The sequence below is a fragment of the Psychromonas sp. B3M02 genome (assembly GCF_003318165.1).
Lineage (GTDB): Bacteria > Pseudomonadota > Gammaproteobacteria > Enterobacterales > Psychromonadaceae > Psychromonas.
This window is the reverse complement of the sequence record NZ_QOCB01000126.1, coordinates 44,530-59,598: the sequence shown is the minus strand read 5'-3', so window position 1 is coordinate 59,598 and position 15,069 is coordinate 44,530. Positions and strand designations below refer to the sequence as shown.

Genomic DNA, 15,069 nt, shown 5'->3' with positions numbered 1-15,069 from the left:
TGTTATACCAATCAAACTAATTAACAGATCTTTTTTGCTTGTTAAAATGACTTATTTCTTCGTTGTAATTTTCAAAAATAGAACAGCTATTTAATTCAAATTACGCCTTGAACTTAGTCATTTTTCCTGCGTAAAATTTAGATCACTTATTTAATATAATTGGCATTAATCCCCACTACTTTAAAAGCAGTTGGGATAAAAATCGTTACTGTACTTAATTTATTAGCGTACAAACGAAAAGTTAATTGCAAAATTGCATGCACTGAATTTGGGATTATTGAATGGTTTTTATCAAGCTGAGGGAAATACTAAGGACAACGAGAACGATGTAGCAGAGGATATCTTGGACTTTATGGTGACATTAATAACGCTTTAATTTCAGATCGAACGTCATCATAAGTGATCTAAATATATAATACTAGTAATATTTGCATTTTATTTAAACAAATCATGCTGTAAATTTATCCCTTTCATAAGAAGCGATAATTTTTGGTTATGACTTGTTGATTGATATGACTAACATGATGCTCTTTTTAAGAGCATCATAAAGATCAAACACTACATTTATATCTCATCTAAGGGTAACCAATCGACGGCAACACCTGATTGATTAAACATATCTTCGCTGAGTTTAATTTTATCACCCCAGCGCGATAAAAAGTCTTCACTTTGTGCTGGGCAATGTACGGCCTTAATACCTGTTTGGATTATTTTAGCGGCACAATTAGGGCAGGGAAAATGAGTCACCCAGATTTCACAGCCATTTAAGTCGCGTTTAGCATAGAGAATTGCATTTTCTTCAGCGTGTAAGGTTTTAAGCAATTTAATTTCACGTTGGTCTGTTCCTGCACTATCAGAAATACCTTGAGGGTAACCATTAAAGCCTAATGACACGATGCGATTTCGTTCGGTGATCACTGCGCCAACTTGTGTGGAAGGATCTTTACTCCAAGATGCGACTAATTCTGCCATCTGTATGAATCGAGGTGCCCATTTAGAAATCATATTCAAGTTAATCCTTATACCGATAGGTTATTGTCTTCGTTCAATTTTTATTAACCTTTGATTAAATTCTTTCGAATATACTTAATCATGGTGTTTTTATATTATCTGCCATTCACATTAGGAGGTAATAATGATTAGTGATATTAGCAAAATACAATGTAATAAACATATTATTCTCTTTGCTGTTGTTGGGGCATTATGCCTGTCTCCTATTATCTCCTCTCCGATCGCTTTAGTATTGGGTTTCACCCTAGCGACACTAGGTTTAGTACCTACGCAAATCAATATAGCTCAACTGACTAAAAAACTATTAGCTATCTCAATTGTTGGCTTAGGTTTTGGTATTAATGTTGACCAAGCAGTACAAGCGAGCTCTGGTAATATCGGTTTAATTGTAGGCTCTATTTTCAGTACCCTGTTGATTGGTACCCTGTTAACAAAAGCCTTTAAGATGGATGCCAAAACAGGACATTTAGTCTCTTCAGGCACGGCAATTTGTGGTGGTAGCGCGATTGCTGCTGTTGCGCCTGCTATTCAAGCAAATAGCGAGCAAACCTCTCACGCATTAGCGACTGTGTTCATTTTAAATAGTATTGCGTTATTTGTATTTCCACTGGTGGGTCATGCTTTAGGAATGAGCCAATACAACTTTGGCTTGTGGAGTGCTATTGCAATACATGATACATCATCTGTAGTGGGCGCGGCTTCTGCCTATGGTGATGAAGCCTTAGAAATAGCTACAACGGTGAAGTTAGCACGTGCTTTATGGATAGTACCTGTTGCTTTTATCAGTGCTTTTATCTTTAAAGGTGATAGCAAGAAGGTGTCAGTGCCTATGTTTATTGTGTATTACTGTATTGCTATCGCCATTGCGCACTTTTTACCGCAATTTCATGGGGCATACCAAGAGGTGTTTTTTATCAGTAAACGTTTATTGGTGGTTTGTTTATTCTTAATTGGTTGTGGTATCACGGTGAGCACTATTAAAAATGCAGGTTATAAACCTATGTTATTAGGTGTTTTATTATGGGTGGCGGTGGCATCTGTTGTGTTAGCGTATATTCAATTTATCATGGCATAATATGCCTAGACTCTTTATCTGATTCCTTTTATGCTAGCCCTAATTATTTTTTAGGGCTTAACTCATGACAAATACCGATCAAAACCATCCTAGTAAATCCGAATTAAGTGGTTTAGAACGCCGCTTTTATGAAATCCGTAACAACAAAGTTTTTGAGTTGTTTGTGATTGCTATCATCATCTTTTCTGCATTGATGATTGGCGCAAATAGCTATCAAGTCTCTGCAACTACCTTGCAAGTTTTATCGGTATTAGATGTAGCGATTACCGTTATCTTTTTAGCTGAAATCATTATTCGTTTTATTGGTGAGCCGAATAAAAAACGCTTCTTTTTTAATGCCTGGAACGTCTTTGATACCTTTATCGTACTGGTCAGTTTAATCCCTATTGAAGACAGTGAATTAGCAGTCTTAGGGCGCTTGGTACGTATCTTCCGTGTATTACGTATGGTGTCTATCATTCCTGAGTTACGTATCCTGATTAACTCATTAATTAAAGCATTACCGCAGTTAGGTTATGTGATGTTGCTGATGTTTATTATCTTCTATATTTATGCGGCTATCGGTACTACTTTCTTTGCCACTATTAACCCAACCTTATGGGGTGATATTGCGGTGAGCTTGTTAACTTTATTCCGGGTGATGACCTTTGAGGACTGGACGGATGTGATGTATGAAACCATGGCTGTCTACCCGTTATCATGGAGCTTTTATTTAACCTTTATCTTCTTTACTGCTTTTGCTTTTTTAAACATGGTAATTGGTATTGTGGTGAATGTGTTAGAGCAAGAAAGACAGTTAGAAGCAGACTTAGAAAGTGATAAAGCGAATCAACCAACTATAGCTGATTTACAGCAGGAACTGGCAGAGATTAAAGCGTTATTGAAACAGAAAACCTAGCTTGTGATTATTCTTGTGGTGGCTTAGCAGTAGGTTGTTGCGTCGCCACAAAATAAAATAGCAGGGCAAAAGCTAATAATGAAAAAGCAGCGGCAATGATGCCATGAGTTAATACTGCTATGATCAAGGATAACATGACCAAACTAATCATAATGGGTGCTTTCACTTGTATCTCCTATCAGTGAGAATGAAAAAGCCTATTATTCACAACAGCCGTTAAAAGCGATAATAAATAAATCTTCTAACTAATAGCGATTTGCCTTTAACTGCCAACAAGTAAGAGTTTCAAATGAAGAAAAGTGATAAAAAAATAGAGAACCAATTACGTAAAACTTTAACTGAAGTCTGTGAGTTTGCATTGGAAGATATCAATGGATATCAATGGGTAACGCATACGGTTAAGTTCGATAGCTTCCCAAAGTCTTTAGTGGTGACCTGTGCTTTCGCTACCCAAAAACATATTGATGAACTGATTGAGTCTGGTCAAGGTACTTTATTGAAAAAGTTGATTGTTAAAAAACTAGGCGACGTAAATATTAAAATTGAAGATCAAAATAAACAGATTAAATGGATGGTAGAAGCATAAAAAAATAGCCCAATAGAGTGTAAATCTATTGGGCTATTTAAGTGTTTTTTGTACTAATATCTAACGCGATTAGCCTTTGTAAACTTTCGGATTAAACACATCACGTAGCCAGTCCCCTAGTAAGTTGATGACTAGCACTAAGCTGATTAATACAATGCCTGGGAAGATAGTGATCCACCACGCACCAGAGAAGATGTATTTAAAACCAATGCTGATCAGGGCTCCTAATGAAGGTTGATCAACCGGTAAACCTAATCCTAAGAAAGATAACGCCGCTTCAGACATAATCGCATTGGCCACTTGTACTGTTGAAATCACTAAGATAGGTGATAGACAGTTTGGCAGAATGTGACGGAACATAATGCGCATCGACTTAAAGCCCATTACCTGTGCTGCTTCTACATATTCTTTCTTTTTCTCAGCTAATACAGAGGCGCGAATAGTACGTGCATATTGCGGCCATTCTGCGACACCGATAATCACTACCAACATAACCACGGCGTATTCCGCAAAGAATTCAGCACCAAAACTAGCTTTAAAAATTGCGGTGATAATGATTGCCACCATCATGGTAGAAAAAGATAGCTGTATATCCGCAACTCGCATCAATAAGCTATCGACACGCCCACCAAAATAACCCGCTGACAAACCAATCACGATACCAAACACTAACTGTACAGCCACCGCTAGGAAGCCAATTGTTAATGATAATCGCGAACCATAGAGAATGGTGGATAGAATATCTCGACCTTGGTCATCAGTCCCTAATAAAAAACGTGCTTCACCCTCTTCTAACCATGAAGGTGGTAACTCAGAGTCCATTAAATCGATAGAAGTTAAATCATAAGGGTTAGTGGGAGAAATAATTGGCGCAAATAACGCGGCAATAAAAAAAGCTAAAAATACTGCAAAGCTAAACATCGCTACTTTATCGCGTTTAAAGTGGTAGATAAAATCGGAATCTTTAAAACGTTGTAAACGAGATGGAGCTTGGATCTCTTCAATGATGTTAGACATATTATGCGCCTTTCCCTGTAATGTTAACGGTTGGGTTCACTACACCGTATAACAGATCAACAATAGTATTGGTCACCACAAAAATAAGCCCAACAAAGATAACGTAAGCGGTAATTAGTGGCGTATCAACACGGTTAATTGCTTCTAAAAATAGGAAACCTGTGCCCGGCCATTGAAAAACTGTTTCCGTTAATATGGTGTAAGCGACCATAGTACCAATTTGTACACCACCTACAGTTAACACCGGTAACATGGTATTTTTAAGCGCATGTTGGTAATAGATTTTGTTCATCGCTAGACCCTTAGCCGTCGCAAATTTCACATATTCAGAACTCAATGCTTCAAGCATTTCAGAGCGAACTAAACGAATAAACAAAGGCAACATAATAGAGGCAAGTGAGATACAAGGTAATACGAGATGCAATAACCCATCTTTGGTTAAATAACCGGTTTCCCAGCCTAATACATTAAGCGTTTCACCTCGACCATAGGAGGGTAACCATTGCAGCTCAATGGCAAACACATACATTAAAATAATCGCGGTTAAAAACACTGGAATAGAGATACCAATGCTACTAAATGCCATGATCGCCTTAGTCCATAGGCTTTTGGGGTTGATGGCGGAATAAACGCCGAGTGGAATTGAGACTAATACAATAATAATAGAAGCGCCGAACACTAACTCTAGTGTGGCTTCTAATTTATCTAATATGACTTCAACAGCAGGGCGCTTAAAGAAATAAGAGTCGCCTAAATCGCCTTGTACTGCATTGCTAATAAAACGAGAGTACTTAGTGATGTAAGGGTCGTTTAATCCCAAGTCATCACGTAACACTTGTCGTTCTGCTTCAGATACGGATTGGCCTACCATTTCTCGAAGTGGATCGCCTAAGTTATCTTGGATTGCAAATGCGACTAGGCTGATCACAAACATTACGATTAATGCCTGAAAAATTCGCTGGACCAAAAAGGTAAACATGGAGTTGTTTCCTATAAAGTTAATAACGACCCAAGGGCTGGGTCGTTTTATTATGATGATAAAAGTTGTTTATTTAACAACAAGATCCCCAAGGTATGGGAAGTTCATTGCATTCACAACAGGTGAAAGGTTTAAGTTAGATTTTGCACCCCAAGCTAAGTTCTGCCAATGTAGCGGCACGAATGCAGCTTCGTTATACAAGATATCTTCAACTTCTTTTAACATCTCAGCACGTTTAGCTGGGTCTGTTTCAGCGTTAGATTGGTTCACTAGCTGATCAACTTTTGGATTTGAGTAATGGCCACAGTTGTAAGCGCCTTTACCCGTTTCTGCATCACGCGTCATAGTTAAGAACTCAGAGAAGTTAGCTGAATCTTCGGTATCTGAATGCCAACCGATCATCATCATATCTGCTGAACACTTATCAAATTCAGGCCAGTATTGTGCTTTAGGCATGGTTTTTAGGTCAACAGTGATACCAATTTTAGCGAGCATAGAAGCAGCAGCTTGCGCGATTTGAGCATCGTTTACGTAACGGTTGTTTGGCGCCATCATTGAAAGTTTAAAGCCATCTTCATAGCCAGCTTCTTTCATTAATGCTTTGGCTTTTTTCAAGTCGTAACGTGGTACTAAGTCTGCGTCGTAACCGGCATAACCTTCAGGACCTTGTTGGCCAGCTGTTGTGGCAAAACCTTTCATGATTTTTTTAACAATTGCTTCATTGTTGATCGCATACACAATTGCTTGACGAACACGTACATCTTTTAATGCTTCGTTAGAGTTTTGGTTCATTTGAAGGGTAATGATACGCGTACCAGCAACTGTCGTTAAATCAATGTTTTTAGTGTCAATAACACGTTTTTGATCATTAGGTGCAACTGGGTAGATCATATCAACATCACCAGAAAGTAATGCAGCAACACGCGTTGCATTCTCTTTGATTGGCACTAATGTTAATTTATCTACGTTACCTGGAGATTGTTTATCCCAGTAGTCATCAAAACGGTCAAAGACAATTTTCACGCCTTGTTCACGTGACTCAATCGTAAATGGACCTGTACCTGATACGTGCGTAGAAGCAAACGAGTTACCGTGTTTAACGATTTCAGATTTGTCTTTACCATCCATGTCACCCGAGTAGAACTTGCTGTCCATTGGGAATAGGTAAGTCGCTGTTTGTAAAACTAATGGGTAAGGTTCATAAGAGACTAGTTCAACTGTGTAATCATCAACTTTAACCAGTTTCTCGTAAGGAGAGAATACAGCTTTAAAATCTTGTGATTCTTTTAAACGATTGAAGGTCCACACCACGTCATCGGCAGTCATGGTATTGCCTGAATGAAACTTCACACCTTGACGTAGTGTGAAACGGAAAGTTGTATTATCAACTCGTTCCCATTTTTCTGCTAAACGAGGCTCAAAATCATAGCTTTTAGTGAAGCGCACAAGTGGATCAAACAGCATGTGCGACATCTGTAACACACCACCAGACAGTTGCTCATGTGGATCCAATGTAACTGGGTCTGAGTCGTAAGCGACAGTGATATCTGCGGCTGATGCTGCAAAGCTTAAACCGGTAGCAAGTAAAGCAACGGCTAATTTTGTTTTTAGAAACTTCATTTAAAACTCCTTGTATGAAAAATACTTATGTAACGTTTATGTTCTAATCGTGAAACGGCATTAGAGACTGTTCCGTAACCCTTTAAATTCAGGCATTAAAGAAATTAAATGCTTGCTGTAAGCATGTTGAGGGTGAGTAAATAATTGTTCACTCTCGTTCACTTCTAATAATTGCCCTTGTTGCATTACCCCAATACGGTCGCAAACTTGGCGTATTACTGGTAAATCATGGCTAATAAATAACATGGTTAAATTTAGCTCATCCTGTAAATCTTTTAACAGATTTAGAATTTGTGCTTGAACTGATACGTCCAATGCTGATGTTGGTTCATCGCAAATTAATAAGCGAGGTCGAGTTGCTAGTGCGCGAGCAATAGAGATACGTTGGCGTTGACCGCCAGAAAACTCATGCGGGTATTTAACACCAGCCATTTTGCCCAAACCAACATGGTCTAGAAGATCGAATACAATTTGTTGAATTTGTGATTCAGAGGAAGCTAGTTTATGAAAGCGAATTGGCTCGGCAATAATGTCATAAATCTTCATACGTGGGTTCATAGAGGTATATGGATTTTGGAATACCATCTGCATTTGTCGGCGAAAAGGGCGTCGCTCACGTTCTGATTTTATCGCTGTTAAGTCAATGCCTTCAAAGGTAATTTTACCTTCATTAGGCGGATATAAACCGGTAATAACACGAGCAATCGTTGACTTACCTGATCCTGATTCACCTACTAAACCAAAAGTTTCACCTTCATTTATGCTAAAGCTAACGTTTTTGTTGGCTTGCACATATTCACGTTTACTTTCAAAAAATGAATCTTTAGTGACAAAGCGTAAACTAACGTTTTCAACATTTAATAGTGGGCCTTGATAGTCGCGCTGTTGCTCACTTTGTCCTAACCAATGATTTTTGATGTCTAAGGTTTGTAGCTCATGTGCTTCTTCGATGTAACTTACTAGCGGGAATCTATCTAGCTTTCTATCTGAGCGTGGTACTGCTGAAATAAGACTGCGAGTGTATTCGTGGTCTGGATTGCTAAGTACTTTACTCGTTTCACCAAACTCAACAAGGTCACCGCGATACATAACTGCTACTTTGTCAGTGACGTTTGAAACCACACCCATATCGTGTGTCACTAGCATACAACCGACATTCTTCTCGACACATAAATTACGAATCAAGGTTAATATCTGATCCTGAATCGATACATCTAAGGCAGTGGTTGGCTCATCGGCAATGATTAAATCAGGTTCACCTGCAAGGGCAATAGCAATAACCACACGTTGACGCATGCCGCCAGAGAATTGATGAGGGTATTGTTTAATACGTACTTCTGGCTCGGGAATGCCGACTTGCTGCATGAGATTAACCGCTCGTGCTAATGCGTCACTTTGTGAAACATCAAGGTTGGCATGAATGGTTTCTAAAAGTTGTTGCTCAACAGTAAATAGTGGATTTAATGAGGTCATTGGATCTTGGAAGATAAAGCCGATTTTATTACCTCGTACTTTACGCATCTCATCCAATGTTAAACCTGAAATTTTTTGACCATCTAAAAACACATCACCGGCTGCGATCACTCCAGGAGGACTAAGCAAATCGATAATCGCATTCCCTACGGTAGATTTACCTGCGCCAGACTCACCTACCACACCGACTATCTCTCCGCGGTTAATTGAGAATGACAGTGACTTTACGGCTGCATGTACGCCAAATCGAGATGGGTACTCAATACGTAGGTTGCTAACTTCTAATAATGACATTTAATAATCCCTTATAGTTTTTAAGGATTTAGGCTTTAAAAACGATTGAGTAAATTGATTTTTTTGTGACATAACTCGCATCTCTTGCTTCCTTCGGGCGACTTACTGTCATAAATACTTAATGGATCACATTAATTTATGTGACCTATGTCCACAATTGTTAAATACAATTTGTGTCGTATACTTCAAAATAACAGCATTTTTATTGAATATTAAGTAACCAAAAGTAACTTATTTAAGCAATCTTAATCATTATCAGCCTTGATATAGATTAAAAGCTGGTGCAACTTTGCTTAAGTTAATGAACGCAAAGGCGACTATAATTAGCACAAAGCTGATTAAATGGTCAACTTGTTGATGTACAATGTTGACTATTACAGCTAGTTTTTTGATGCCATAGTCATAAATCTAATAGAAGTGTCAGTAGGAATAACGATGCCTTTATTTTTTGATCATATAACAGGGTTAGTTTTTGCCTAATACTTCGATCCATTATTAATCAATGTTATATTAGCGCTTCTATTTTTGATGTCAGGCTGATTATGAAACACCAACAAGCAGTTTTTTTACAGGAGATGGGAATTACTCATTGGCAAGTAAGAAAACCTGCGTTATTTAAAGCTGAAGAAGTCCATAAACAGTTAAATCTATCGCAATGCGAATTATTGGTGGTGTGTACCAAAGAAGATAAGCAGCATCCATTGATGCAAGCTATTCTCAATGCCTTTGAAATTGGTAAAGATAAAGTGACTTACTGCTCTTTAGCGCAATTTGAAAATCAGCATGGAGAGTTACCTACTTTGATATGGTCGACCATTGGTCAACTTGAGGTCGCTCCTGCTCATCAGCTATTACATTCACCTGCCTTGGCAATTCTTGCTGAGCAGCATCATGCAAAACAAACACTTTGGAAGCAGTTCTGTGCCTACCAACAATAATCAAGAAAAACTGTCTATTATCAGTATGGCGATTAATGATTTACCTAATGTATTAACGATTGAATCAGCTGCGCACAGCCACCCTTGGTCTGAAAAATTGTTTATGAGCAACTTTGGAAAGCGTTATATTAACCATATTTTACTCTTAAATGGTCAAATAGTAGGTTACTTTATCGCTAGTTATGTGGCAGGTGAAGTGACGTTATTGAATATTGCCATTGCTCCTGAACAGCAAGGCAAAGGGTTAGGTCAATATTTGTTAACTTATTTGCAAGGCTTTGCGACAGATCTTGCACAGCAAGAAATTTGGCTAGAAGTGAGAGCCTCTAATCAAGCTGCTATTAAGCTCTATCAAAGATTAGGGTTTGTAGACGTTGATATTCGTCCTGCTTATTATCCTACAGATAATGGTCGAGAAGATGCGATTATTATGTGTTGTTATTTATAATTGGAAAAATCATGATTTCTAAAAATCAGTTAAAACTTATTCACTCTTTAGAGCTTAAAAAACAGCGTAAAAAATTAGGCTTATTTCTTGTTCAAGGTGAAAAAAATGTGGGTGAACTATTTCAATCGGATTTTGAAATCGTTAATTTATTTGCAACAACCGAGTACATTAACAAACAAGCTAAGCAGCTCTCTGAACATCATTTAATTGCAAAAACGATTGAAAGTAGTGAAGAAGAGTTACAAAAGGCGGGTACCTTAAAAACCAATAACAGTGTAATTGCTGTTGTTAAATGCAAAGTGTTTAGCGCACCTGAACAGCAACAAGCAGGGTTAGTACTGGTATTAGACCAAGTAGGAGATCCAGGTAATTTAGGCACAATCATTCGTGTTGCTGATTGGTATGGCATTAAACATGTTGTATGCAGCCCAGACTGCGCTGACCTTTACAATCCAAAGGTGATTGCTGCCACCATGGGCTCTTTTGCTCGTGTGCAAGTGAGTCACGCGGATCTTACTGAATATTTAAGTTCGCAAGACAAACCTATTTTTGGTGCTTTTTTAGAAGGCGAAAATATTCACAAATGTAAATTACCGAGTAGTGCATTAATTGTTATGGGAAGCGAATCGCATGGTATTTCAGATGCGGTGGGTAAATTAATTACCGATAAAATTACTATTCCTAATTTTGGGCTGGCAGAATCTCTGAATGTAGCGATGGCAACAGGTATTATTTTGGATAACTTCAAAAGATAGTGAGCTAGTTAACAATTTTTACTTTTCTAAAATCCGATCTTTGTATCGGATTTTTTATGCTTAATGTTAATTTATTAACTCAATTCAAACACCTCTAATAAAGCTTTCTGAATAAAAACCAAACAAAACAATAAGATACTGATTATCTATTTTGCTAATTAAATCTCTTTAATACCTACACTAAGAATGGTTAATAACTCGCTCTCACCCTAGGCTATAGGCCTTTTTATTTTATTTTAAAAATTATTGATTTTACTTGTTGACAGATAATAATGATATCTATTATCATTTAGTTGTTGGCAGAGATAGCGGCTATTAATTTGATTGAATTTATGAACTAGTTTTCCCGTCCAGAAAATGAAACATAAAATGGAGTAAGTCATTAATAGGTGGTAAACCCGTTGTTTCTGTGGAGAGTATAAGAATCGTCCTATTCTTTATGCTTTCTATAACGTTGACTTATGCTGATAACGCACAATATTGGTATAGGTTGTAAATAAGTCGTGTATCGCACAATACAAGGCTTAGTAAGATAGATAAGCTTTTCCATGAAAGTTTATCTACACCATGGGATAAGCCACCCATCGGTGAATTGGTAAAATTAATATTGCAGCCTATAAAGGCGGGGGGTTGGAGTAGTCTGCAATATTAATCCCACATTGAACACTATCTTATATTTTATACACTGCTTTAACTATTCGCTTCTACGAACATTAATGCTGATTTACATTGTCGACATAAATAGGTGGTGCCTTTTTTAATTTTATTATGCCGACGAATAGTCAGTTGATGCTCAGAACAATCACAACGATAGGTAAATAACTTACCCTGCACATCGGAGACATCTAATTGATGAGTTGTCGAAGCTGGTACTTTAAATACCTGTGTCATAATCGCTTGCCACTCTTTACCATGAGGCCTTACTTTGCCAAACATTTGATAAGTGAGTAGGTGCGCTATTTCATGGGCAACCACTTGTTCAATGAATATCTGTTTATTTTGTGAATAGAGTATTGGATTAAACTTTATGATGTTCTTTTGTAGATGAGCCGTACCTGCACTTCGTCCCCGTTGATTAAAGTAATAGGTAGGTCGAGGGAAGTGGCGATCAAAAAAGCACTCGGCTAGGATGAAACAGTCTTCACCTTTTGCTGCGAGTGCTTTTTTATCTTCAAACGTAAGCATTAGTCTAGAGTATTTAAACTGAGATTAAAATGCCGCTGCTTTTAATGCTTCTACTTTATCTAGAGATTCCCAAGGGAATTGCTCGCGACCAAAGTGACCATAAGCAGCCGTCTCTTGGTAGATAGGTTTAATTAGGTCTAACATCTCGATTAAACCGTAAGGGCGTAGGTCAAAGTGTTCGCTTACTAGGCTAACGATTAAACCTTTTGCTACTTTTTCAGTACCGAATGTTTCAACGCTGATTGATGTTGGTTCAGCAACACCGATTGCATAAGATACTTGGATTTCACAACGGTCAGCTAGACCGGCAGCAACAATGTTTTTTGCTACATAACGTGCTGCGTATGCTGCACTACGGTCAACTTTTGATGGATCTTTACCAGAGAATGCACCACCACCGTGACGTGCTGTACCACCGTATGTATCAACAATGATTTTACGGCCAGTTAAACCACAATCACCTACTGGACCACCGATAACAAAACGGCCAGTTGGGTTGATATGGAATTTAGTACGTTCAGATAATAGTTCTGCAGGTAACACTGGCTTGATGATCTCTTCCATTACTGCTTCAACTAAGTCAGATTGTTTAATATCTTCACGGTGTTGTGTTGATAAAACAACAGCATCGATACCTACAATCTTACCTTGGTCATAAGCAAAAGTGACTTGGCTTTTTGCATCTGGACGTAACCAGTCTAATTGACCGCTTTTACGTACTTCAGCTTGTTTTTTAACAAGGCGGTGTGCGTAAGTTACTGGAGCAGGCATGTAAACTTCAGTTTCGTTAGTTGCATAACCAAACATTAAACCTTGGTCACCGGCACCTTGTTCACGTGGATCAGAACGGTCAACACCTTGGTTGATGTCTGGAGATTGTTTACCTACTACGTTTAGTACTGCACAAGAGTCAGCATCAAAACCCATTTCTGAGCTAGTGTAACCAATGTCACGTACTGTTTTACGTGTGATCTCTTCGATGTCTACCCATGCATCAGTAGTGATTTCACCACCAACCATAACCATGCCTGTTTTTACATAGGTTTCACAAGCAACACGTGCTTTAGTATCTTGTTCTAAAATGGCATCAAGTACCGCATCAGAAATTTGATCGGCGATTTTATCTGGATGACCTTCAGAAACTGATTCTGAAGTAAATAAGTCACGTGACATGTGAACTCCTATTCGGCTATTTAAATTAAAATAATTTGGATGTTTTTACATCTAGACGTCTATAATACATTTTTTTGTGACGGATAACACCCTATTATTTTTAATTTACTGAGAACTGTTTTCTTACTTTAATAGTCGTAGGACAATAAAATTGCTGTTTATTTGTCTTAAACATAGCTTTTCTATGGGTTATACTCGCAACCATTTAAATTTTGCGGTTATGTTTTTTCCCTGTCTAATCGAGATCGTTTATGCCTTTATTGCTTCAATGTAAAATCATGTTTAAAAAAGCGCTTTTCTTCATTAATAACTTGCCTCGTCTGCATTTTTGGATAGTTATTTCGCTATTTCTTTTCTTACTTATCATCAGTTTAATTCCCGCTCATGGGGATAAAAATAAAAAAATTAAGCGTGAGTTAGTCTTGCCAACCAGTGAAACTACTAAAGCGGACCTTGCCCTTGCAGAGCCTCTTGATACGGTGACTCCTGCTGCTGATAAGTTATTTCCTGAGTTCTCTGGTAACCGAGAAGTTCAAAAAACCATTTCAGCAGGTGACACACTGAGTGAGATTTTTTCCGATGAGGGGATATCTGCGGCTGTGTTGCAAGAGTTGCTAGAAGCCGATACGGAATATCTTCGTTTAGCGAATTTATTACCAGGCCAAGAAGTACAACTATTAATTAGCCCTGATAATCAGTTATTAGCGTTAAAGGTTATTATTGATCGCGCAAATACTTTGAGTTTTGTATTAAAGGATGGTGCTTATGCATCAAAGTTAGATATAAAAAAGGGCGAATGGCGTAATAGCTTCTACCAGGGCAGTGTGACTGGCAGCTTTTACGTTAGTGCAAAAAAAAGTGGATTATCGGCTAGCCAAATTCAGCAAATTTCCGGTGCGTTACAGGATCAATTTGATTTCAACCGTCAATTACGTGCGGGTGATACCTTTCATGTGTTAGTCGCTAAACAATATATTGAAGGCGCTTATAGTTTTGATAGTGAGGTGTTGGCGGTCATCATTAAAACAAAGTCGCGTAACTACACCGCCTTCTTAAATGAAGACGGTCGTTATTACGATAAAGATGGAAAAGGTTTAACTAAAGCTTACCGTCGTTACCCAGTTAATGGGCACCCAAGAATTAGTTCTCGCTTCAACCCGCGTCGATTACACCCAATTACTAAGCGTATTAGCCCACATAACGGAACTGACTTTGCAGTCCCTGTTGGGACTAATGTTTATGCAACGGGTGATGGTGTTGTAGTTCGAGCTGGTTACCACCCTGCAGCTGGTAACTACATCGTGATTAAACATGGCCGTAAATACACCACACGTTTCTTACACCTAAGTAAAATATTAGTGCGTAAAGGGCAGCGTGTAGAGATGGGTAAGCTGATTGCTAAATCTGGTAATACTGGCCGTTCAACGGGGGCACATCTACATTATGAGTTCCATGTTTACAATAAGCCTGTTGATGCAATGAAGGTGAATTTACCGCTATCACAAAAGGTACCTGAAAAAGAGCGTAAAGCCTTTAATAAACGTCGTGATTTATCGTTACGTGAAATGGGTGAGCTGTAATTAAATTTATATCATGCTTAATAGGTGAATGCCTTAT

15 protein-coding genes are annotated in these 15,069 nt (G+C 38.2%); 7 read left to right on the top strand and 8 right to left on the bottom strand.

The window, feature by feature from the left end:
* Nucleotides 1-564 precede the first annotated feature (564 nt).
* Nucleotides 565-1,005 carry a dCMP deaminase family protein gene (locus tag DS885_RS14100; protein WP_113820061.1) on the bottom strand — a complete coding sequence of 147 codons (441 nt, stop codon included), beginning with the start codon at nucleotides 1,003-1,005 and terminating at the stop codon, nucleotides 565-567.
* A gap of 130 nt (nucleotides 1,006-1,135) precedes the next feature.
* Here DS885_RS14100 and DS885_RS14095 point away from each other — a divergent pair, with 130 nt between their 5' ends.
* Together DS885_RS14095 and DS885_RS14090 are read left to right on the top strand one after the other, a co-directional pair.
* Nucleotides 1,136-2,086 carry a YeiH family protein gene (locus DS885_RS14095; protein ID WP_113820060.1) on the top strand — a complete coding sequence of 317 codons (951 nt, stop codon included), beginning with the start codon at nucleotides 1,136-1,138 and terminating at the stop codon, nucleotides 2,084-2,086.
* 64 nt (nucleotides 2,087-2,150) lie between these two features.
* Nucleotides 2,151-2,984: an ion transporter gene (locus DS885_RS14090; RefSeq protein WP_113820059.1), complete on the top strand. Its 834-nt coding sequence runs from the start codon at nucleotides 2,151-2,153 to the stop codon at nucleotides 2,982-2,984.
* A 7-nt stretch (nucleotides 2,985-2,991) separates the two neighbouring features.
* On the opposite strand, the gene DS885_RS17550 is transcribed toward DS885_RS14090, so the two are convergent.
* Nucleotides 2,992-3,150, bottom strand: a complete 159-nt coding sequence (locus DS885_RS17550) for a hypothetical protein (RefSeq protein WP_181817772.1) — start codon at nucleotides 3,148-3,150, stop codon at nucleotides 2,992-2,994.
* Nucleotides 3,151-3,273: 123 nt separating this feature from the next.
* Here DS885_RS17550 and DS885_RS14085 point away from each other — a divergent pair, with 123 nt between their 5' ends.
* Nucleotides 3,274-3,570 (top strand): Fis family transcriptional regulator, encoded by a 297-nt coding sequence (locus tag DS885_RS14085; RefSeq protein ID WP_113820058.1) that lies wholly within the window; start codon nucleotides 3,274-3,276, stop codon nucleotides 3,568-3,570.
* 69 nt (nucleotides 3,571-3,639) lie between these two features.
* On the opposite strand, the gene DS885_RS14080 is transcribed toward DS885_RS14085, so the two are convergent.
* The 4 genes from DS885_RS14080 to DS885_RS14065 all read right to left on the bottom strand — a co-directional run bounded on the left by DS885_RS14080 (nucleotide 3,640) and on the right by DS885_RS14065 (nucleotide 8,953).
* Nucleotides 3,640-4,587: an ABC transporter permease gene (locus DS885_RS14080; RefSeq protein WP_113820057.1), complete on the bottom strand. Its 948-nt coding sequence runs from the start codon at nucleotides 4,585-4,587 to the stop codon at nucleotides 3,640-3,642.
* Nucleotide 4,588: 1 nt separating this feature from the next.
* Nucleotides 4,589-5,566 carry an ABC transporter permease gene (locus tag DS885_RS14075; RefSeq protein WP_113820056.1) on the bottom strand — a complete coding sequence of 326 codons (978 nt, stop codon included), beginning with the start codon at nucleotides 5,564-5,566 and terminating at the stop codon, nucleotides 4,589-4,591.
* A gap of 69 nt (nucleotides 5,567-5,635) precedes the next feature.
* Nucleotides 5,636-7,186: an ABC transporter substrate-binding protein gene (locus DS885_RS14070; protein ID WP_113820055.1), complete on the bottom strand. Its 1,551-nt coding sequence runs from the start codon at nucleotides 7,184-7,186 to the stop codon at nucleotides 5,636-5,638.
* Between the two features lie 60 nt (nucleotides 7,187-7,246).
* Nucleotides 7,247-8,953, bottom strand: a complete 1,707-nt coding sequence (locus DS885_RS14065) for a dipeptide ABC transporter ATP-binding protein (protein WP_113820054.1) — start codon at nucleotides 8,951-8,953, stop codon at nucleotides 7,247-7,249.
* 542 nt (nucleotides 8,954-9,495) lie between these two features.
* Between DS885_RS14065 and DS885_RS14060 the strand changes: the two genes are divergently transcribed.
* The 3 genes from DS885_RS14060 to DS885_RS14050 are packed head-to-tail and all read left to right on the top strand — an operon-like array spanning nucleotide 9,496 to nucleotide 11,094.
* Nucleotides 9,496-9,891, top strand: a complete 396-nt coding sequence (locus DS885_RS14060) for a DNA polymerase III subunit psi (protein WP_113820053.1) — start codon at nucleotides 9,496-9,498, stop codon at nucleotides 9,889-9,891.
* On the top strand, nucleotides 9,845-10,339 hold the full coding sequence (gene rimI / locus DS885_RS14055) for a ribosomal protein S18-alanine N-acetyltransferase (RefSeq protein WP_113820052.1): 495 nt from the start codon (nucleotides 9,845-9,847) through the stop codon (nucleotides 10,337-10,339). Before DS885_RS14060 ends, rimI begins: the two co-directional genes overlap by 47 nt.
* An 11-nt stretch (nucleotides 10,340-10,350) precedes the next feature.
* Entirely contained in the window at nucleotides 10,351-11,094 is a 744-nt protein-coding gene (locus tag DS885_RS14050) for an RNA methyltransferase (RefSeq protein ID WP_113820051.1), read from the top strand.
* A 690-nt stretch (nucleotides 11,095-11,784) separates the two neighbouring features.
* Here DS885_RS14050 and DS885_RS14045 read toward each other — a convergent pair.
* Both DS885_RS14045 and metK read right to left on the bottom strand, forming a co-directional pair.
* Nucleotides 11,785-12,279: a SprT family zinc-dependent metalloprotease gene (locus tag DS885_RS14045; protein WP_113820050.1), complete on the bottom strand. Its 495-nt coding sequence runs from the start codon at nucleotides 12,277-12,279 to the stop codon at nucleotides 11,785-11,787.
* Between the two features lie 24 nt (nucleotides 12,280-12,303).
* A complete protein-coding gene (gene metK, locus DS885_RS14040) occupies nucleotides 12,304-13,452 on the bottom strand; it encodes a methionine adenosyltransferase (RefSeq protein ID WP_113820049.1) in 1,149 nt (382 codons plus the stop codon).
* Between the two features lie 278 nt (nucleotides 13,453-13,730).
* Between metK and mepM the strand changes: the two genes are divergently transcribed.
* Nucleotides 13,731-15,032, top strand: coding sequence for a murein DD-endopeptidase MepM (gene mepM, locus DS885_RS14035; RefSeq protein ID WP_258546917.1), 1,302 nt, complete (start codon nucleotides 13,731-13,733; stop codon nucleotides 15,030-15,032).
* Nucleotides 15,033-15,069 lie beyond the last annotated feature (37 nt).